Origin of the sequence: Rhizobium sp. 42MFCr.1 (assembly GCF_000377185.1) — a bacterium.
Taxonomy (GTDB): Bacteria; Pseudomonadota; Alphaproteobacteria; order Rhizobiales; family Rhizobiaceae; genus Rhizobium; species Rhizobium altiplani.
In genome coordinates this window covers 266,641-286,230 of sequence record NZ_KB897818.1, presented here as the reverse complement: position 1 = coordinate 286,230, position 19,590 = coordinate 266,641, and the positions used below count along the sequence as shown (strand labels likewise).

The following is a 19,590-nucleotide window of genomic DNA, read 5'->3' as shown; positions in this document are numbered from 1 at the left end:
GAGACCCCGAACGAACCGCCGCTACGCGCCCGTCGGGGCCTCCTAGCGTTTCCATCAAAGCAGATTGAAATTCATGATTTATGTCGATGCAGACGCCTGCCCGGTGAAGCCGGAAATCCTCAAGGTCGCCGAGCGCCACGGCATGGAAGTGACCTTCGTGGCGAATTCCGGTCTGCGTCCTTCCCGCGATCCGATGGTGCACAATATCATCGTCTCGGCCTCGTTCGATGCCGCCGACAACTGGATTGCCGAGCATGCCAGTGTCGGTGACGTGGTCGTCACTGCCGATGTCCCGCTCGCGGTCCGTTGCGTGGCAACTGGCGCGCTCGTCAGCGGTTCGACGGGTCGGGTCTTCGACGATACCAATATCGGCATGGCGAGCGCTATGCGCGATCTCGGCGCTCACCTGAGAGAGACCGGCGAAAGCAAGGGTTACAATGCGGCCTTCGGCCCGAAGGATCGCTCCCGCTTCCTCGAAACTTTCGATCGCCTGTGCCGCCGGGCCAAGGCTCTTACCCCAAAAACGGACGATAAAGAATGAACATAATTTCACAGACGACTGCCTTTGGCGGCATGCAGGGTGTTTTCACGCACGAATCCGACGCCTGCAAGTGCGACATGACTTTTGCAGTTTTCGTCCCACCAAAGGCCATCAAGGAGCCCTGCCCGGTTGTCTGGTATCTCTCAGGCCTAACCTGCACGCATGCAAACGTTATGGAAAAGGGCGAATATCGGCGCATGGCTGCAGAGCTCGGCCTGATCGTCGTCTGCCCGGACACGAGCCCGCGCGGCAATGACGTCCCGGATGAGCTTACCAATTGGCAGATGGGCCAAGGCGCCGGTTTCTATCTCGATGCGACGGAAAGGCCTTGGTCGGAAAACTATCAGACGTACACCTACATCACCGAAGAACTTCCGGCCTATGTTAGCCAACACTTCCGCATGGACATGAGCCGCCAGGGCATCTTCGGTCACTCGATGGGCGGTCACGGTGCCATGACCATCGCGCTCCGGAACCCAGATCGGTTCAAGAGCTGCTCGGCTTTTGCGCCCATCGTGGAGCCTTCGACCGCGGATTGGTCGGCCCCAGCGTTTGAGAAATATCTGGGCTCCGACCGTGCCACCTGGCGGAAATATGATGCCTGCGCCTTGGTAAGCGACGGCGCACGTTTTCCCGAGTTCCTGATTGACCAAGGCAAGGCCGATGGCTTCCTGGAGAGCGGGCTGCGTCCATGGCTGTTCGAAGAGGCTGTGAAGGATACTGACATCAAGCTTACGCTGCGCCTGCACGAGCGCTACGATCACTCCTACTACTTTATTTCGACCTTCATGGACGATCATCTGAAGTGGCACGCGGAGCGTCTTGCCTGAGGCGGCAAAAAACGGGTAGCGAGCCGCAGCCGCGGCCGGTAAAGCCGGCCACGGCATTTTATTGCATCAGGCGGAGGCCTTGCGCCCCTCGACCGACAGAGCACCGGGGCCAGCGAAGAAGATGAACAGGAAGATGAAGCTGAACAGAATTGCCGCCTCGCCACCGTTCAGAGCCGGCCAGAACGCTTTCGATCCGTGCGCCATGAAGTAGGCAACAGCCATCTGGCCCGAAAGGATGAAGGCGACCGGCCGCGTAAACAGCCCGATCAGCACCAGCAGGCCACCGACCACTTCGAGCAGAGCGGCGACCAGCAGCAAGGGCGGCAGCGGGCCGTCCATCTGCGCGGCCGGGAACGCGAAAAGCTTCATCGTTCCATGCTCGATAAACAGCAGCGCAGTGATGATGCGCAGAGCGGCAAGCGCGTAGGACTGGTAGGCGCTCAGTCGTTCCATGTAGACTCTCCTTTTGAACAAAGACAGCGGAGGGTTAGCTGCTTCGCCAGTAGGAAAGAAGACACGGATCGTTGACGGGCGATCACTTCCTGTTGATTTTCCTTGGCTTTCCCCACTTTATTCTCCTTAAAGCGGAATATTGTCGTGCTTCTTCCAAGGATTGCTCAGGTCTTTATTGCGAAGCATCTTTAGGCCCCGCGCCAGCCGTCGGCGTGTGGAATGCGGCATGATGACCTCGTCCACGTAACCGCGCTCGGCAGCGACGAACGGAGAAAGGAACCGATCTTCGTACATCTTCGTATGCGCGCTGATCTTTTCGGGATCGGCGATATCCTTGCGGAAGATGATTTCGACGGCCCCCTTCGCGCCCATCACGGCGATCTGAGCCGTCGGCCAAGCATAGTTCAAGTCCCCCCTCAAATGCTTCGATGCCATGACGTCATAGGCCCCGCCGAACGCCTTGCGCGTGATGACGGTGAGCTTCGGCACCGTCGCCTCCGCATAGGCGAACAGCAGTTTCGCACCATGCTTGATCAGCCCGCCATATTCCTGGGCGGTTCCAGGCAGGAAGCCGGGCACGTCCACAAAGGTTACGATCGGAATGTTGAAGCAGTCGCAGAAGCGGACGAACCGCGCTGCCTTTCGCGACGCATCGCTGTCGAGCACGCCGGCGAGCACCATCGGCTGGTTTGCCACGAAACCGACGGTCGAGCCTTCGATCCGACCGAAGCCGCAGACGATATTTTTGGCGAAGCTCGCCTGGATCTCGAAGAAATCACCCTCATCCACCGTCTTTAGGATCAATTCCTTGATGTCGTAGGGCTTGTTCGCGTTCGCTGGCACCAGTGTGTCGAGCGATGCATCGGCATCTGTCACCGACTGGTAACATTCGATTTCGGGCACCGGTGATGTGTTCGACTGCGGTAGCAGGTCGATGAGTCGCCGAACCTGCAGCAACGCCTCGACGTCATTGTCGTAAGCGCCGTCGGCAATCGAGGATTTGGTCGTATGCACCGAGGCGCCACCGAGCTCTTCCGCGGTGACGGTCTCATTCGTCACCGTCTTCACCACGTCGGGGCCGGTCACGAACATGTAGGAGGTATCACGGACCATGAAGATGAAATCGGTCATGGCGGGCGAGTAGACGTCACCGCCGGCACATGGACCCATGATGACCGAGATTTGCGGAATGACGCCGGAGGCGAGCACATTGCGCTGAAAGACCTCCGCATACCCGCCCAGCGCCGCCACGCCTTCCTGGATACGCGCGCCGCCGGCATCATAGATGCCGATGATCGGCGCTCTGTTCTTGAGCGCCATATCCTGAACCTTCATGATCTTCTCGGCATGCGCTTCCGAGAGCGAACCGCCGAACACCGTGAAGTCCTTCGCGAAGACGAATACCGTTCGCCCGTTCACCGTTCCCCAACCGGTGACCACGCCGTCACCGGCGATCCGCGTCTTGTCCATGCCAAAATCGTTGGATCGATGCTCGACAAACATGTCGAACTCCTCAAAGGAGTCTTCGTCCAGGAAAAGATCGATCCGCTCACGTGCCGTCAGCTTGCCGCGCTGATGCTGCGCGTCGATACGCCCCTTGCCTCCACCGAGCCGTGCAATGCCGCGCCGGCGTTCGAGTTCCTCAAGAATTTCCTTCATGGATACTCCTCGCCGCGGATCACGCGGCTGGTTCAAGCGCGTCCGGCGCTCAGTGAGAAAGCGGAACGAATGCGAGCGGCGATATCCTCGGCGAGGATCTCGTCGGCTGCCGTTGGACTACTGGAGAAGCTTGTCACTTCAAACGCACTGACGGCGACGACCGAACCATCGTCGACGGAGGCGGCATCGACGCTGACCTTTGCGACATTCCGGCTTTTGTCGAAGCCCTGGCCCTTTTCGACAAAAAGGATCCGGATTGTCAGCACAACGCGCGGATAGACGTCTGTTCGCACCGTAGCGTTTATCGCGGCATTTACCCGATCGCCGACACCGGCAAGGATTGCTGGCGGGATCTTCTGCGCGCTGACAACGACAGCGCTTCGCACGTCATAGACCGGGGCGGGTTGCTCCTTTGCGAAAATCGAGCACGAGGCAAGCGCGATGCAAACCAGCGCCACCGGTAAAAAGCACGACTTGACCCAGCTCATTAAGAAAATCCGCATCCGCCCCCAATAGACTCGCAGATTTTCGCGATAACCCGGCTCAACGCAATATGTTTCAGCCCTTCAAGGCCAAAAAAACGTCCGCAGCGGCATTGAAGTCCTCAAAGCGCTTCGCGCGCCGCTCTTCGGCTTCTTCGTCACTGCCCCAATGCTCGATCGTCCAATCCTCATCGAGATGCGCGAGCGACCAAACCTTGTCCGCCGGCAGAGTGCCATCGGCGAAGGCAAGCGCCAGCAGCGCGGAGCCGGTCAGTGTCGTGATGGTGTGCAAGGCCGCCAGGGTCGTCGCATCGTCGTGCCGCCTCAATGCTGCGGAATACGCAGAAATTGCTTCCGGCGGCTGGTCATGGTGCATGACGCCTTCGATCAGGATGAAGCGCGCACCGAGCGAGTTGCCGGCCCAATCGAGCACCGGGTCCCAAAGATCTCTCTGGCGCTCGACGAGGGCTTGCGGCGCTTCGGCACGATAGCAAAGCAGATCGCTCGAGGAGAAGCGCACGATATCGTCGAAGACGGCTTGCGTGTCGGCTGCAACTCCGTCGATGGCGGTGTTGACGAGCCGAGTCACAGGCATGGTCGAGGGGTCGATCACCTCAACCTGCGCCTCCCATTCGCGTACCAAAAGCTCCGCAAGTGGCTTCGTCGCGACAACAAGCAGTTTGCGCGCTGGCGTACGAATGGCCTTGCCGTCCAGCTCGATGGAATGGCCTTCGTCAACTTCCGCGATCGTGACAGCCTTGTAGAAGCGCTTCGGCAACGGCTTCTTCATCTGGATCTGGGCACGGCGAATAGGGTCCGGATGGCTCAATCCTTCCGCCAGGTCGTTCAACAGATCACGCATGCTTCACCTCAGGAAAAATGCTTCAAAACGTCACTCGGGTGACGAACAATGCCGTCGGCCCCTGCAGACACCAGATCGTCCACGCTCGCATAGCCCCACGACACGCCAACCGCTTTCGCGCCCGCGGCCTTCGCCATCTGCATATCGTAGATGGCATCGCCGATAACAATCGCATCGGCGGGATTCATGCCGATCTCGCTGCAGCACTCCATTACCATAGCTGGATGGGGCTTCGATGGGCAGTCGTCAGCCGTGCGCGAAACGATAAAATGGGGTGCGAAACCGTGTGTTTCGAGAATGTGGACAAGACCGCGACGCGACTTGCCCGTTACCGCTCCGATCAGGATGTCATCGTTCTGCGCCAATTCATCGATCAACGGCCTGATGCCATTGAACAGCGGCACGTCCATTCCAGGTTCGTCACGAACACCGGCATAGATCGTCTTGTAGTGTGCCGTCATCGCGATCGCTTCGTCGTCCACGTGCGGCTTTCCCTGCATCCGCGCAATGGCGATATCCAGCGTCAGTCCGATGATCGACTTCGTCAACGAGACATCCGGCCTATCGTATCCGAAGTGCACGAAGGTCCGCGCCATCACCTCATGGATCAGTGCTGCGCTGTCGACCAGCGTGCCGTCACAATCGAAGAGCGCCAGTCTCATTCGTCATCGGCTCCGTCGGCAGAGTTCTCATCAAATCCCAGCAGGTTCCAGGTCTGGACCATATGCGGAGGCAGCGGCGCGGTGATGCGAAGGCGCCCTCCGGACGGATGCGGGATGTCGATGTGGCGTGCGTGCAGGTGCAGTCGCTTTTGAACGCCGCCGGGAAAATCCCAGTTCGGATCATCGTCGAAATATTTGGGATCCCCAATGATCGGGTGACCGATATGGAGCGCATGGACGCGAAGCTGATGCGTACGGCCGGTATAGGGCTCCATTTCAAGCCAGGCGAGCCTCTGCGCCGCCGTCTCGACCACGCGGTAGTAGGAAACGGCGTGGTCGGCGCCCTCCTCACCATGCTTGGCAATCCGCATGCGGTCGCCATCCGGCGTTGCTTCCTTCACAAGCCAAGTCGAGATCTTGTCCTCGCGCTTGCGCGGTACCCCCTTCACGAGCGACCAGTAGGTCTTCTTCGTGTCGCGTTCCCGAAAGGCGGCTGTCAGCTTTTGGGCGGCGCCGCGGGTGCGTGCGATGACCAGGACACCCGATGTGTCCCTGTCCAAGCGATGCACCAGGCGCGGCTTCTCGCCTTTCGGACTGGTCCAGGCTTCGAGCATCTTGTCGATATGGCGTGTCACGCCTGAGCCGCCCTGCACCGCAAGGCCCGCGGGCTTGTTAAGGACGATGACCTTGTCGTCTTCGTGCAGCACCATCCGCGACAACAGTTCGAAATCGCCGGAGTGCTTGAGATCGCGGCCAGCGATCGGTCCGGTTTTCGCCTTGGCATCGACATCAAGCGGTGGCACGCGCACCATCTGTCCGGGCTGCACACGCGTGTCGCTTTTCACCCGCCCACCGTCGACGCGAACCTGTCCGGAGCGAAGCAGCTTCTGGAGCGGGCCGAAACCGAGGCCCGGGAAGTGCACCTTGAACCAGCGGTCGAGCCGCATGCCCGCCTCATCCGGCTCCACCTTTTTGTGTTCAATACCCGCCATACGTCATCTTTCGGAAAATGGTTTCCGCGCACGGCGCGGCCTTTGCGGCTGGCTTTAGAGCATTTTTGCCGAAAACGGAAACCGTAATCTCACAAGATCGCGCGCATGAGTGCCAGTCCGCCGATCACCGCGGCCAAGGAGAGGCCGACGCTGGCAGCGATATAGACCGCGCTGGCGACAGTTGCGCCACGCTCGCAGAGCGAAATTGCATCGAGCGAGAACGAGGAGAAGGTTGTAAGACCGCCGAGGAAGCCGGTGATCAATAGCAGGCGCAATTCCGGCGAGGCATCGAAGCGCCGGACGATCATCTCCGCGAATACGCCGATGATGAAGCAGCCAACAACGTTGACGGTCAGTGTCCCCCACGGAAATGCCGGCCCTGCAATCCTGAGTGCCAACTGGCCGACATAGTATCTAAGCACGGAACCGATCGCACCGCCGACGGCGACAAGGAAGGCCTGAATCATGGATCTACTCTGTTTTGACGCGCGGGACATTCCAATCATCTGCGGGGAAGATCAAGATGCATAAAATGCTAGCGGTTGATTTAGCCAGTTAAGAACCCCCGTGCCTTATCGTGTCACCATGACAGTCTTGGTTGGCAGCATATCCGCAAGCACCGCCGCCGCAGCGTTTGAAACGCTTCGGATTCCACAGCGTGTGTCCGCAAGTACCTCTGCCAAAGAGTCTCGCCGCGCCGCCGATCGTCAAACCAAGGCAGCCAGCGGCCAGGACGTCGAAGAGCCCGCCAATATCATTCAATCGACGGAAGTCGCGCTAGATCTCATGACGATGGGGCAAAGGCAGCCGCAGGCCGGGTTGAAACAGGCCCTGGAATTCTACAGCGAGAGCTGAGCGTTGCCGGATTTTCTCACCCGCAGCGACCTATCATTAGAAGCGCGCGACAAAAATTTGTTCGGCGGCGACATTCCCCCTTGCCAACTACAGCCCTGGCCAGATAATTGCCCTCGACCTTGTTGGGAGAAGCTGGTCGTCTACGACCAGTGCCGAAGGAGCAACCGCCCCGGAAACTCTCAGGCCAAAGGACCAGCAAGGGGCAGACGGAACTCTGGAGAGAAGCGTTCTCGAAACGCTCGCCGAAGGGATAACAATCTCAGGCACAGGGACAGAGGGGGCTCGAAGTACAAGGCGCAACTGCGTCTGAAGATTTGAGCCCGCGCATGGAATTCCAGGCGCAAACCCCGGAGGCGTCGTTGGACGATACTGCTGCCCTCAAGAAAACCCCGCTGCATCAGCTGCATCTGTCACTTGGCGCCCGTATGGTGCCGTTTGCAGGCTATGACATGCCGGTGCAATATCCGGCCGGTGTGATGAAGGAGCACATCCAGACCCGCACGTCCGCCGGTGTTTTCGACGTGTCCCATATGGGCCAGGTCGTCATCAAGGCAAAGTCCGGAAAGTATGAGGACGCCGCGCTGGCGCTGGAAAGCCTCGTTCCGGTCGATATCCTCGGCCTCGCGGAAGGTCGCCAACGCTACGGTTTCTTCACCGATGAGAACGGCGGAATTCTCGACGACCTTATGATCACCCATCTCGACGATCACTTGTTCGTCGTCGTCAATGCGGCCTGCAAGGATGACGACCTTGCCCATCTCCAAAAGCATATCGGCGATAGCTGCGACATCACGCTCCTTGATCGCGCGCTCATCGCCCTCCAGGGACCGCGCTCCGTCGAGGTGCTCGCGGAACTGTGGGCAGATGTCGCCGCGATGAAATTCATGGACGTGCGCCACTGCCGGCTGCACGACGTTTCCTGTCTGGTCTCCCGCTCCGGCTACAGCGGCGAGGACGGCTTCGAAATCTCCATTCCCAAAGACAAGGCGGAGGATGTCGCCAAGCGGTTGCTTGAACATCCGGACGTCGCGCCGATCGGGCTTGGCGCTCGTGACAGCCTGCGCCTTGAGGCCGGCCTCTGCCTGTATGGCAACGACATCGACACGACCACCACGCCCGTGGAAGCCGCGCTTGAATGGGGAATGCAGAAGGCCCGCAAGTCCGGCGGCACTCGCGCCGGCGGTTTCCCCGGCGCTGATCGCATTCTGCGCGAGTTGGAAAGCGGCGCGACCCGCCGGCGTGTCGGCCTGAAGCCCGAGGGCAAGGCCCCGGTTCGCGGCCACGCCAAGCTCTTTGCGGATTCCGAAGGCAAGACGGAAATCGGCGAAGTGACCTCGGGTGGCTTCGGCCCCTCGGTCGAGGGTCCCGTTGCGATGGGTTATGTGCAGCTTCCCCACGCAGCCGTTGGAACGCAAGTTTACGCCGAAGTGCGCGGCAAATACCTGCCTGTCACGGTCAGCGCCCTTCCCTTCATCACACCGACCTACAAACGCTGAAACATTTTCCGGAGATTACAATCATGCTGAAATTTACCGAAGAACACGAGTGGCTGAAAATCGAAGGCGCTGTCGCAACGGTCGGTATTACCAATTATGCCGTCGATCAGCTTGGCGACCTCGTTTTCGTCGAACTGCCTGAAGTTGGCGCCACCTTCTCCAAGAACGACAACGCGGCCACCGTCGAGTCCGTCAAGGCTGCTTCCGACGTCTATTGTCCGCTCGATGGTGAGATCACCGAAGTCAATCCTGCGATCGTCGCCGATCCGTCGCTGGTCAATTCCGATCCCCAGGGCGCCGGCTGGTTCTTCAAGCTGAAGCTGGCAAACGCCACCGATGCCGATGGCCTGCTCGATGAAGCGGCCTACAAGGAGCTCACCGCGTAATGACGACGCCGACCGAATTCCAGTTTACAGACTACCAGCCGTATGACTTCGCCAACCGTCGCCATATTGGCCCCTCGCCGGCTGAAATGGCTGACATGCTTGGTGTCATCGGCTACAGCAGCCTCGACGGGCTGATCGACGCCACCGTGCCGCCCTCCATCCGTCAGAAGGCGCCGCTTGTCTGGGGCGCGCCGATGACGGAACGCGAGGCGCTCGACAAGCTGCGCGAGACGGCCAACAAGAACAAGGTGCTCGTCTCGCTGATTGGCCAAGGCTATTACGGCACGATCACGCCGCCGGTTATCCAGCGCACCATCCTGGAAAACCCCGCCTGGTACACGGCCTATACGCCCTACCAGCCGGAAATCAGTCAGGGCCGCCTCGAGGCGCTGCTCAATTACCAGACCATGATCTGCGACCTCACCGGTCTCGATGTCGCCAACGCCTCGCTGCTCGATGAAGCGACTGCTGCTGCCGAGGGCATGGCAATGGCGGAGCGCGTCTCCAAGTCGAAGGTGAAGGCCTTCTTCGTCGATGCCGCCTGCCATCCGCAGACGATCGAGCTGATCAAGACCCGCGCCGAACCGCTCGGCTGGAGCGTCATCGTCGGCAATCCGTTCACCGATCTGGACCCGGTCGACGTCTTCGGCGCCATCTTTCAGTATCCGAGCACGCATGGCCATGTTCATGATTTCACCGGCCTGATTTCGCGCCTGCATCAGACCGGTGCCATCGCGATCGTCGCAGCCGACATCCTCGCTCTGACGCTTCTGAAGTCGCCCGGGGAAATGGGCGCCGACATCGCCATCGGCAATTCTCAGCGCTTCGGCGTTCCTGTTGGATATGGCGGCCCGCATGCGGCCTACATGTCGGTCAAGGACGCACACAAGCGCTCCATGCCCGGCCGTCTCGTCGGTGTTTCCGTCGATGCTCGCGGTAACCGCGCCTATCGCCTGTCGCTGCAGACCCGCGAACAGCATATTCGTCGCGAAAAGGCGACGTCGAACATCTGCACAGCGCAGGTGCTGCTTGCCGTCATGGCCTCGATGTACGCCGTCTTCCATGGCCCGAAGGGCATCAAGGCGATCGCACAGCAGGTTCATCAGAAGGCCGTGCTGATGGCCAAGGGCCTGGAAAAGCTCGGCTACACCATCGAGCCCGAAACTTTCTTCGACACCATTACTGTCGATGTCGGCCATATGCAGGGCCTCATCATGCGGGCAGCCGTCGCCGAAGGTGTGAACCTGCGCAAGGTCGGCGCGACGAAGATCGGCATGAGCCTTGACGAGCGTACGCGCCCGGCAACGCTGGAAGCCGTCTGGCGCGCCTTCGGCGGCAATTTTGCTGTCGGCGACTTCGAGCCGAGCTATCGCCTGCCGAAGGGCCTCGCCCGCACCAGCGAGTACCTGACGCATCCGATCTTCCACATGAACCGCGCCGAAAGCGAGATGACCCGTTACATCCGCCGGCTGTCGGACCGCGATCTGGCGCTCGATCGCGCGATGATCCCGCTCGGCTCCTGCACGATGAAGCTGAACGCTACAGCGGAAATGCTGCCGATCACCTGGCCTGAGTTCTCGGATATTCATCCGTATGTTCCAGCCGATCAGGCGCTCGGTTATCGCGAGATGATCGACGATCTGACGGAAAAGCTCTGCGCCGTAACCGGCTATGATGCCTTCTCCATGCAGCCGAACTCCGGCGCGCAGGGCGAATATGCTGGCCTGCTGACGATCCGCAACTACCATATCGCCAACGGCAACGGCCATCGCGACGTTTGCCTCATCCCGACGTCGGCGCACGGAACCAATCCTGCCTCGGCACAGATGGTCGGCATGAAGGTCGTGGTCGTCAAGGTTCGTGAGAACGGCGACATCGACATGGATGATTTCCGCGCCAAGGCGGAGCAGTATTCGGTGAACCTCTCCTGCTGCATGATCACCTACCCGTCGACACACGGCGTCTTCGAAGAAACCGTCAAGGAAATCTGCGACCTCGTGCACAAGCATGGTGGCCAGGTTTATCTCGACGGTGCCAACATGAACGCCATGGTCGGTTTGTCCCGTCCTGGTGACATCGGTTCCGACGTCAGCCACCTCAACTTGCACAAGACGTTCTGTATCCCGCATGGCGGCGGCGGCCCGGGCATGGGTCCGATCGGCGTCAAGGCGCATCTGGCACCCTACCTTCCGGGTCATCCGGAAACCGACGGTCGTAAGGGCGCGGTATCGGCTGCGGCTTTCGGCTCGGCATCGATCCTGCCGATCTCCTGGAGCTACTGCCTGATGATGGGCGGCGAAGGCCTGACGCAGGCGACGAAGGTGGCGATCCTCAACGCCAACTACATCGCCGCACGGCTGAAGGGCGCCTACGACGTGCTCTACAAGTCCGAGGCCGGGCGCGTGGCGCATGAGTGCATCATTGACACGCGCCCGCTGGTCGATAGCGCCGGCGTGACGGTCGACGACGTCGCAAAGCGCCTGATCGACTGCGGCTTCCACGCCCCGACCATGAGCTGGCCGGTCGCCGGCACGCTCATGATCGAGCCGACGGAGTCGGAAACCAAAGCCGAACTCGACCGCTTTTGCGAGGCGATGCTGGCGATCCGCCAGGAGGCCCGCGACATCGAGGAAGGTCGCTCGGACAAGGTCAATAACCCGCTGAAGAACGCCCCGCACACAGTCGAGGATCTCGTCGGCGAATGGGATCGTCCTTATTCGCGCGAACAGGCCTGCTTCCCACCCGGCGCCTTCCGCGTCGACAAGTACTGGTCACCGGTCAACCGCGTCGACAACGTCTTCGGCGACCGCAACCTGATTTGTACCTGCCCGCCGGTTGAGAGCTACGCGGAAGCTGCTGAGTAACATCCGAACGGCCTTCCCTTTTCAGGGAGGGCCGTTCCGCACTTACACTGGAAATGAAGGTCCGCGCGGAATGCCAAAAGACGACAGCGATTCTCTGACGCAGGCTCCCTGGCCAAAGCCGGTCCTGCTTGCCCTTGAAGAGCCGGGCAACTACGTGACGATCGCAACGACGCAGGCGGCCTCCTGGACGATGATCGAGGATTGGCCGACCGAAGACGGTCCGGCGCTCGACCGCGCCTTGTTGATCTGCGCCGACGTCGTCAAGGGCAAGCGCACGAACGAGGATGCACGACGTGCCTTCATAGAAGCTGCCATCGAAGCGGGCATCGACATCAAGAGCTGACAACCGGTCCAACCTCCCTTGGACCAAGCCTTCGTTCGGTACCGGCTTGCGCGCTGCATGCGCACACACGCGATCTGTTCTTTGGCCCCAATCCACCATATTGATTGCCGCGTGATCGCGTCAGCGATCGTTTGACGATTGTCGCGTAAGCTCAGGAATATGATGACGTATTCTTCCACCCTCAACCCACTTCGCCTCTACAGCACGCGACGGGTTGCACCCTATTTCAGGCGCGAGTTCAAACGGGTCGGCGCCAAGCCGCCAAAGGTACGCATTGGTTACACCGATGCCGGGAATCCGCCTCGAGATGTTCGGATCGAGCGGCATGGGCAACACTTCATCCTCGTTCTCGAGAGCGCCGCGACACGGTGGTTTTCCGGATACATGCGGTACAAGGTCTGCAGCTATGCCTATTGGCTGAGCCTGTGCCCGCCAGAGGTGAGGTACATCACCGTGAACGCCTCGGATGGAGAGGCGGTCTCCAACGCACGATTTGCGGCGTCCGTGCGGTTGCCTCAGCATGTGGGGCTGCCAGATCCGCACTTCTTCCAGAACGACGGCTTTGCCGCCGAGTTGGAGCGCGGCCAGACAGCGCCGCGCTGGGAGGAGCGCTCGAACGACATCGTCTGGCGCGGCGGCATGAATGGCTGCGGCTGGGCGAGCTTTTCGCCGGAAGACATCAACAATCCCGCCGTCCTTCAGAGGATCCGGATGGTCTTGCAACTCAGGGACATGGCGGGACTGGACGTCAAGTTCGTCGATCTCCATCCGACTGCGGACGACTACGGCACGCTGGCGGACCGGCAAAAGCTTCTGGGGCAGCCGATTGCGGCCCAAAGTTGGCTTGGGCGCAAGTTCGCGATTGATATCGATGGCTATACCAACACCTGGTCGAACCTCCTGGTGCGCATGCTCTACGGATGCTGCGTGCTGAAGGTCGAGTCACAATTCGGCTTTCGCCAGTGGTATTATGACGAACTCAAGCCGTTCGAACACTATGTACCGGTCGCTGCCGACATGTCGGACTTTCGCGAGAAGATCGATTGGGTGCGCAGCCACCAAATCGAAGCCAAGGCCATTGCGGAACGTGGTCAGGCGCTGGCACGTAAGCTTACTTTCGCAACCCAGGCGCGGCGCGCTGCCAACCTCATCGAAGAACACTGGGATCGGGACTAACTGGCTTAAACGGCTGCCAGCACCGGTGCCTCACGAACGGTCTTGAAGTAGGCAATGGTGCGCGTCAGGCCGTCGCGGAGCGGAACGCTCGGCGTCCAGTCCAAAAGCCGCCTCGCCTTTTCGATATCCGGCAACCTCTGACGCGGATCATCTACGGGTAGAGGGCGATGGACGATGCGTGAATTGGAGTTGGTCAATTCGAGGATGAGGTCCGCCAACTGTCGGATCGTAAACTCTTCCGGATTGCCAAGATTGATCGGACCCGTAACATCCGGACGACTGCTCATCATGGCCATCAGACCCGCGACCAGGTCGTCCACGTAGCAAAACGACCGCGTCTGTGTTCCGTCGCCATAGACGGTGATGTCGTCGCCCGATAGCGCCTGCTTGATGAAATTTGCGACAACCCTTCCATCGGCGGGATGCATGTGCGGCCCGTAGGTGTTGAAGATGCGCACGACCTTGATCGGTAGTTCGAACTGGCGGCGATAGTCGAAAAACAATGTCTCGGCGCTCCGCTTCCCCTCGTCGTAGCAAGCACGCGGGCCAATCGGATTAACGTTGCCCCAGTAGTTTTCCGATTGCGGATGGACATGGGGATCGCCATAAACCTCCGATGTCGATGCCTGCAATACCGGAATATTCCTGTCTCGAGCCAGCTCGAGCATGTTGAGCGCGCCGACGACACTCGTCTTCAACGTGGCGATCGGGTCGGCCTGATAATGGACCGGTGAGGCTGGGCATGCGAGGTTATAGATCTCGTCAACCTCGAGGTTCACGGCCTCGTTCACGTCCTGAGTAAGCAAGCTGAAGGCGGGGTTATTGAGCAATTCCGCGACATTGTGCATGGAGCCCGTCGAGAAATTATCCATGCAGACAACCCGATGCCCTCCGTCGAGCAGCCTTCTGCAAAGATGTGTGCCGACGAAGCCGGCGCCGCCGGTAACAAGAATGCGTTTATTCATAGTGGCTTGCGCTTGTTTGTGACGTCGCAGGCCTATCGCGGATTCTGCCTGCCTTCAAGGGAGCCGGCCTGAAACTAGAGGAGCGAGTAGGCTGCTGAGGCGAGCGCTGCGAGGCCGAAGAGTATCAGCAGATAGCTTGTTCCGCGCACGACCTTTGCTGTGAAATTCATTGGCAATTTGCCCCTGGCGACACTGACCGTACCGCTCAGAAGAAACCACCAAGCAAGCGATCCGCTGAAGACGCCGCCCACGATCACGGCCGAGCTGAAACGCCGCGTTTCCTCCGTCAACCCGAAACCGGCGAACAGCGCGCCAAAGGACAGAATGGTGGCCGGGTTGGAGATTGTCAGAAAAAACGTTGCAGCTGTTGTGCCCAGGAGGCCCGCCGCCCTGACATTTGCAGCCCTGACCGGATCGTGCGTCAGCCCTCGATAGCCCAGCGCCAGGAGCAATAAGCCTCCGCCAATCGCCAGAGGCAGGGTTGCTACCGACATGGCCTGCTCGAAGACCGCGATTCCGGTTACTGCGACCAGGGCATAACTGGCATCACCGAGCGCCGTTCCGAGGCCACAGGAGAAGCCAGCAGTAAAGCCGCGCTCCAATGTACGATTGATACACAGCATTCCAATCGGCCCCAGCGGGGCCGTGATGATGACGCCCAGCAGGGCGCCCTTCGCAAACAGCAATAGCATTGGTCAGTCGCTTCCCCTCCACAGGAGACAATCCCGCGGACTTTCGAAAGAGAGCCCTTAAGGCGCTATTGCGAAGAGGTAAAATCAAAAAGGCCGCCGAACCGGCGGCCTCATCGAGAATTCGAATGATTGTGACAATCAGTGCGCAGGCACGACAGCATTGCCCTGGGCAGCAAGCGCCGCAAGGTCTGCAGGCTTCAGTTCCACGGATTCGCCGCAGCCGCACGCAGACGTCTGGTTTGGATTGGTAAAGGTAAAACCGGAGCGCAACGTCGTGCTCTCGAAGCCCATTTCGGTGCCGAGGAGATACAGCACTGCTGATGGTTCGACCCAGACCTTGGCGCCATCCCGCTCGATCAAATCGTCCTTGGCGTTCGGATCGGTCACGAGGTCGATGGTATACTCCATCCCTGCACAGCCGCCCTTCTTGATCCCGACGCGAATGCCTTTGGCCTCTGATCCGGAGTTCTCGACGATCGCCTTCACGCGGTTCGCAGCGGTCTCCGTCATGCTCATGATTGCAAAGCCCATGGGCCTTTTCTCCTTCCGCGCACGGATTCAAGGTCCGGCGTTTCATGATTCAAATGTAGTGCCAGTAGCTTAACCGATCAATACCAGCCGACGGCGACCTGCGCCTCTTCCGACATTCTGTCCGGCGTCCACGGCGGATCGAAGGTCATCTCGACCTCGACGCCGGATACGCCCTCAACCGCGCCGACCGCGTTCTCCACCCAACCCGGCATCTCACCGGCAACGGGGCAGCCCGGCGCAGTCAGCGTCATCATGATCTTCACCATGCGATCGTCTTCGATGTCGATCTTGTAGACCAGCCCGAGCTCGAAAATGTCAGCCGGAATTTCAGGGTCATAGACCGTCTTGAGCGCCGAAATTACGTCGTCGCTCAGCCGCGCCAGTTCGTCGGCCGGAATGCTGGAATGCACGATGCCTTCGCGCACGTCGATCTTCTGTTCGCTTTCGTCCAAGCTCATATGGACACTCCTTAGGCAAAGAACTTGCGCGCATAATCAAGCGCATCTGCCAAGGCATCGACCTCGGCCCGTGTATTGTACATCCCGAAGGACGCGCGGCATGTGGAGGTGACGCCGAAGCGTTTCAAGAGCGGCATGGCGCAATGCGTGCCCGCGCGGACCGCAACACCCTGACGGTCGATTACCATCGACACGTCATGTGCATGGAGACCGGCAAGCTCGAAGGAGAAGATACCACCTTTGCCCGGCGCCGTGCCGAACACCCGCAACGAATTGACCGCCTGCAGCCGCTCCGCGGCGTAGGCCGCGAGATCAGCCTCATGGCGCGCGATCGCCTCGCGGCCAACCTTTTCCATGTAGTCGAGCGCATAGCCGAGCCCGATCGCCTGGACGATCGGCGGCGTGCCAGCTTCGAAGCGATGTGGCGGATCGTTGTAGGTCACGGCATCCTCTGTCACCTCGAAGATCATCTCGCCGCCGCCCTGGAAGGGCCGCATCTCGCGAAGCCGCTCCTTCTTGCCATACAGCACGCCGATGCCCGACGGCCCGTAAAGCTTGTGGCCGGTCATCACGTACCAGTCGCAATCGATATCCTGCACGTCGACAGGCATATGGACGGCGCCCTGCGAACCATCGACCAGTACAGGAATGCCGCGCTCATGCGCGATCCGGCAGATTTCCTTGACCGGAACCACCGTGCCGAGCGCATTCGACATATGCGTGATCGCGACGAGCTTGGTCCGCTCCGTCAGGCTCTTTTCGAAATCCTCGACGTGGAAAGCACCCTCGTCGTCGACGGGTACCCAGACCAGCTTGGCACCCTGCCGCTCACGGATGAAATGCCACGGTACGATGTTGGAGTGATGCTCCATGATCGAGATGACGATCTCGTCGCCCTCGCCGAGCTTGGGCATGCCCCAGCCATAGGCGACGGTGTTGATCGCTTCCGTTGAAGACTTCGTGAACACGATGTCGTTGATATCAGGCGCGTTCAAGAAGCGCCGGACCTTCTCGCGAGCGCCCTCATAGGCGTCCGTGGCCGCATTCGAGAGGAAATGCAGACCACGATGAACGTTCGCATACTCGTTCGAATAGGCGTGGGAAATCGCGTCGATGACGGCCTGCGGCTTCTGGGCGGAGGCGCCGTTGTCGAGATAGACCAGCGGCTTGCCATAGACTTCCTTCGCAAGGATCGGGAAATCCTTGCGAATGGCTTCGACGTCGTATGCGGTTGCCGGAACTATCTTGTCCATGACGCTATCCGATCAGGCGTGCTTTTCGAGCCAGGCCGAGATGACGCCTTCCAGCGCCTCGACCAGAGCTTCGTCTTCCAGTTCCTCGACGATTTCGGCAACGAAGGCATTGACGAGCATGGCGCGCGCCTTGTTCTCCGGAATGCCGCGCGCCATCATGTAGTAGAGATGGTTGTCGTCGATGTCGGCAACGGTTGCACCGTGACCGCACTGAACGTCGTCAGCGAAGATCTCGAGCTCCGGCTTCACCGAGAACTCGGCGTCGTCAGATATCAATAGAGTGTTGCACGCCATCTTCGCGTCGGTCTTCTGCGCATCGGGCGCAACGCGGATCATACCCTGGAATACACCCTTGGCGCGGTCGAAGACGACGTTACGGATCACTTCCGTGGAACCTGTATGCGGGACGTTATGGCCGAGAACCATGGTAACGTCCGTATGCGTTTCAGCGCCCAGCAGGTTGATCCCGCGAAGCGTCAGATCGGCGCCCTCGCCAGTCACCTTGATGTGCAGTTCCTGGCGAACCAGCTTGCCGCCGGCATTGATGACGAACAGCTTCAGCTTGGCATCGGTGCCGAGATCGACACGGATCTGGCCGAGGTGCGTATCATCAGCGCCCTGTTGCTGGATGATGATCCAGGTGAGCTCGGTACCCTCGCCAATCGTGATGTCACTGATGTGGGACACGAAAGCCGCATCCGACGTCACTGCAAGGTGACGTTCGATGACCGTCGCCTTTACGTTCGCGCCGAAGGTGACCGGCAGGCGCGTATGCGTCTGGCCGCCAGCGTGAACAAACTGGATCTCAAGCGGTTCGTCAAACGTCGTTTCCGAGGCAACGTCAATGACGTAGCCATCGCGAACGAAGCTGCCGTTGATCCGGCCGATCGCGTCGTCATTGCCGAGCGCGCCGAGGCTGGTGGCAGCCGTGCCGTTGGAGAGCAGAGCCGCATAGCCTGATATGTCCAGACCATCGACCGAAGCCTTAAGATCAGGAACACCCTGAATAACCGACAAAACGGAGGACTCTTCGACCAGCGGGTCGCGAGCTTCGGAGCCGGCGTCGCCAGCCTGATCCGGAATGGCGCGCAGCAGGGTCTTGAGGTCGGTATAGTGCCAGGCCTCGATGCGGCGCGTCGGCAAACCGGCCTTCTTCAGGTCGTCAAGCAGCCTGTCCCGGATGGCGATGACCGAACCGTCGCCCGGCAGTTCGCCGATCTGGTTGTTGAAAGCCTCGATGAGCGCCGCTTCCGCGGCGGTCTGGCGGCTCGTCGTCTGCATGTTCATGAGACTCGTCCTTTCCGCCTCAATCAGGCTGCCGCACCGATGATGTCGGCGTAGCCATTGGCTTCCAGCTCGTGCGCCAGCGTCTTGTCGCCCGACTTGATCACCTGCCCCTTGTAGAGAACGTGAACGGTATCCGGGACGATGTAGTCGAGCAGGCGCTGGTAGTGCGTGATGACGACGACAGCGCGATCCGGCGAACGCAGCGCGTTGACGCCGTCGGCAACGATTTTCAGCGCGTCGATGTCGAGACCGGAGTCGGTTTCGTCGAGAACGCAAAGCTGTGGCTGCAGGAGGGCCATCTGCAGGATTTCGGCGCGCTTCTTCTCACCGCCGGAGAAACCGACGTTCAGCGGGCGCTTCAGCATTTCAGTGTTGATCTGCAGCTTGCCGGCTGCGTCCTTGACGAGGCGCATGAAGTCAGGCGTCTTCAGCTCTTCTTCGCCGCGCGCCTTGCGCTGCTCGTTCATCGCAACCTTGAGAAACTGCATGGTGGCAACGCCCGGAATTTCGACCGGGTACTGGAAGGCCAGGAAGATGCCCTTGGCGGCACGCTCGGCAGCGTCGAGCTCCAGAATGCTCTCGCCGTTGTAGAGGATGTCGCCTTCGGTGACTTCGTAGTCTTCTCGGCCGGACAGGATGTAGGAGAGAGTCGACTTGCCGGAGCCGTTCGGGCCCATGATGGCGGCCACTTCGCCGGCCTTCACGGTGAGGTTCAAGCCGCGGATGATCTCGGTGCCGTCTTCGGCGATGCGGGCGTGCAGGTTCTTAATTTCAAGCATGGTATCTTCCCATAAAAAGCAATC

At 60.1% G+C, this 19,590-nt stretch carries 22 protein-coding genes and 1 riboswitch; of the genes, 8 read left to right on the top strand and 14 right to left on the bottom strand.

All coding sequences use genetic code 11. From position 1 onward, the window contains the following. The first annotated feature begins 73 nt into the window (after nucleotides 1-73). Together C934_RS0101420 and fghA are read left to right on the top strand one after the other, a co-directional pair. A complete protein-coding gene (locus tag C934_RS0101420) occupies nucleotides 74-541 on the top strand; it encodes a YaiI/YqxD family protein (protein ID WP_018854930.1) in 468 nt (155 codons plus the stop codon). Continuing rightward, a complete protein-coding gene (gene fghA, locus C934_RS0101415; RefSeq protein WP_018854929.1) occupies nucleotides 538-1,371 on the top strand; it encodes an S-formylglutathione hydrolase in 834 nt (277 codons plus the stop codon). The genes C934_RS0101420 and fghA overlap by 4 nt, the downstream gene beginning before the upstream one ends. Nucleotides 1,372-1,437: 66 nt before the next feature. Here fghA and C934_RS0101410 read toward each other — a convergent pair whose 3' ends face one another. From C934_RS0101410 to crcB, 7 genes are all read right to left on the bottom strand, one after another. After that, nucleotides 1,438-1,824: a DoxX family protein gene (locus C934_RS0101410; protein WP_018854928.1), complete on the bottom strand. Its 387-nt coding sequence runs from the start codon at nucleotides 1,822-1,824 to the stop codon at nucleotides 1,438-1,440. 126 nt (nucleotides 1,825-1,950) lie between these two features. Continuing rightward, the gene (locus C934_RS0101405; RefSeq protein WP_018854927.1) at nucleotides 1,951-3,483 is read right to left on the bottom strand and encodes an acyl-CoA carboxylase subunit beta; all 1,533 of its coding nucleotides are present in this window, start codon (nucleotides 3,481-3,483) and stop codon (nucleotides 1,951-1,953) included. Nucleotides 3,484-3,515: 32 nt separating this feature from the next. Continuing rightward, the gene (locus tag C934_RS0101400) at nucleotides 3,516-3,971 is read right to left on the bottom strand and encodes a hypothetical protein (protein ID WP_018854926.1); all 456 of its coding nucleotides are present in this window, start codon (nucleotides 3,969-3,971) and stop codon (nucleotides 3,516-3,518) included. 70 nt (nucleotides 3,972-4,041) lie between these two features. After that, nucleotides 4,042-4,827 carry an ATP12 family chaperone protein gene (locus C934_RS0101395; protein WP_018854925.1) on the bottom strand — a complete coding sequence of 262 codons (786 nt, stop codon included), beginning with the start codon at nucleotides 4,825-4,827 and terminating at the stop codon, nucleotides 4,042-4,044. An 8-nt stretch (nucleotides 4,828-4,835) separates the two neighbouring features. Next, on the bottom strand, nucleotides 4,836-5,489 hold the full coding sequence (locus tag C934_RS0101390; protein ID WP_018854924.1) for an HAD-IA family hydrolase: 654 nt from the start codon (nucleotides 5,487-5,489) through the stop codon (nucleotides 4,836-4,838). Continuing rightward, nucleotides 5,486-6,481 (bottom strand): RluA family pseudouridine synthase, encoded by a 996-nt coding sequence (locus C934_RS0101385; protein ID WP_018854923.1) that lies wholly within the window; start codon nucleotides 6,479-6,481, stop codon nucleotides 5,486-5,488. Before C934_RS0101385 ends, C934_RS0101390 begins: the two co-directional genes overlap by 4 nt. Nucleotides 6,482-6,570: 89 nt before the next feature. Continuing rightward, complete coding sequence (gene crcB / locus C934_RS0101380; protein ID WP_018854922.1) at nucleotides 6,571-6,948, bottom strand: fluoride efflux transporter CrcB; 378 nt, start codon at nucleotides 6,946-6,948, stop codon at nucleotides 6,571-6,573. A 118-nt stretch (nucleotides 6,949-7,066) separates the two neighbouring features. On the opposite strand from crcB, the gene C934_RS0101375 reads away from it, so the two are divergent. The 6 genes from C934_RS0101375 (at nucleotide 7,067) to C934_RS0101350 (ending at nucleotide 13,601) form a co-directional block, all read left to right on the top strand. Next, nucleotides 7,067-7,336: a hypothetical protein gene (locus tag C934_RS0101375; protein WP_018854921.1), complete on the top strand. Its 270-nt coding sequence runs from the start codon at nucleotides 7,067-7,069 to the stop codon at nucleotides 7,334-7,336. Between the two features lie 113 nt (nucleotides 7,337-7,449). Continuing rightward, nucleotides 7,450-7,541, top strand: a riboswitch (glycine riboswitch). A 154-nt stretch (nucleotides 7,542-7,695) separates the two neighbouring features. Continuing rightward, nucleotides 7,696-8,832, top strand: coding sequence for a glycine cleavage system aminomethyltransferase GcvT (gcvT, locus tag C934_RS0101370; RefSeq protein WP_026371482.1), 1,137 nt, complete (start codon nucleotides 7,696-7,698; stop codon nucleotides 8,830-8,832). Between the two features lie 23 nt (nucleotides 8,833-8,855). After that, complete coding sequence (gene gcvH / locus C934_RS0101365) at nucleotides 8,856-9,218, top strand: glycine cleavage system protein GcvH (protein ID WP_018854919.1); 363 nt, start codon at nucleotides 8,856-8,858, stop codon at nucleotides 9,216-9,218. Then, nucleotides 9,218-12,082: an aminomethyl-transferring glycine dehydrogenase gene (gcvP, locus tag C934_RS0101360; RefSeq protein ID WP_018854918.1), complete on the top strand. Its 2,865-nt coding sequence runs from the start codon at nucleotides 9,218-9,220 to the stop codon at nucleotides 12,080-12,082. Before gcvH ends, gcvP begins: the two co-directional genes overlap by 1 nt. A 70-nt stretch (nucleotides 12,083-12,152) precedes the next feature. Continuing rightward, a complete protein-coding gene (locus C934_RS0101355) occupies nucleotides 12,153-12,425 on the top strand; it encodes a DUF982 domain-containing protein (protein ID WP_018854917.1) in 273 nt (90 codons plus the stop codon). 162 nt (nucleotides 12,426-12,587) lie between these two features. Beyond that, nucleotides 12,588-13,601, top strand: a complete 1,014-nt coding sequence (locus tag C934_RS0101350) for a glycosyl transferase family 90 (RefSeq protein WP_156828714.1) — start codon at nucleotides 12,588-12,590, stop codon at nucleotides 13,599-13,601. A 5-nt stretch (nucleotides 13,602-13,606) separates the two neighbouring features. Here the strand turns inward: C934_RS0101350 and C934_RS0101345 are convergent, their stop codons facing one another. The 7 genes from C934_RS0101345 to sufC all read right to left on the bottom strand — a co-directional run bounded on the left by C934_RS0101345 (nucleotide 13,607) and on the right by sufC (nucleotide 19,566). Further along, nucleotides 13,607-14,566 carry a UDP-glucuronic acid decarboxylase family protein gene (locus tag C934_RS0101345; RefSeq protein ID WP_018854915.1) on the bottom strand — a complete coding sequence of 320 codons (960 nt, stop codon included), beginning with the start codon at nucleotides 14,564-14,566 and terminating at the stop codon, nucleotides 13,607-13,609. Nucleotides 14,567-14,640: 74 nt separating this feature from the next. Then, on the bottom strand, nucleotides 14,641-15,258 hold the full coding sequence (locus C934_RS0101340) for a LysE family transporter (RefSeq protein WP_018854914.1): 618 nt from the start codon (nucleotides 15,256-15,258) through the stop codon (nucleotides 14,641-14,643). A 138-nt stretch (nucleotides 15,259-15,396) separates the two neighbouring features. Further along, nucleotides 15,397-15,789 carry a Fe-S cluster assembly scaffold SufA gene (sufA, locus tag C934_RS0101335; RefSeq protein WP_018854913.1) on the bottom strand — a complete coding sequence of 131 codons (393 nt, stop codon included), beginning with the start codon at nucleotides 15,787-15,789 and terminating at the stop codon, nucleotides 15,397-15,399. A gap of 77 nt (nucleotides 15,790-15,866) precedes the next feature. Further along, nucleotides 15,867-16,247, bottom strand: a complete 381-nt coding sequence (locus C934_RS0101330; RefSeq protein WP_018854912.1) for an SUF system Fe-S cluster assembly protein — start codon at nucleotides 16,245-16,247, stop codon at nucleotides 15,867-15,869. Between the two features lie 11 nt (nucleotides 16,248-16,258). Further along, nucleotides 16,259-17,500, bottom strand: a complete 1,242-nt coding sequence (locus C934_RS0101325) for a cysteine desulfurase (protein ID WP_018854911.1) — start codon at nucleotides 17,498-17,500, stop codon at nucleotides 16,259-16,261. A 12-nt stretch (nucleotides 17,501-17,512) separates the two neighbouring features. Next, a complete protein-coding gene (sufD, locus tag C934_RS0101320; protein WP_018854910.1) occupies nucleotides 17,513-18,787 on the bottom strand; it encodes a Fe-S cluster assembly protein SufD in 1,275 nt (424 codons plus the stop codon). A gap of 23 nt (nucleotides 18,788-18,810) precedes the next feature. Then, nucleotides 18,811-19,566: a Fe-S cluster assembly ATPase SufC gene (gene sufC, locus C934_RS0101315; protein ID WP_018854909.1), complete on the bottom strand. Its 756-nt coding sequence runs from the start codon at nucleotides 19,564-19,566 to the stop codon at nucleotides 18,811-18,813. Nucleotides 19,567-19,590 lie beyond the last annotated feature (24 nt).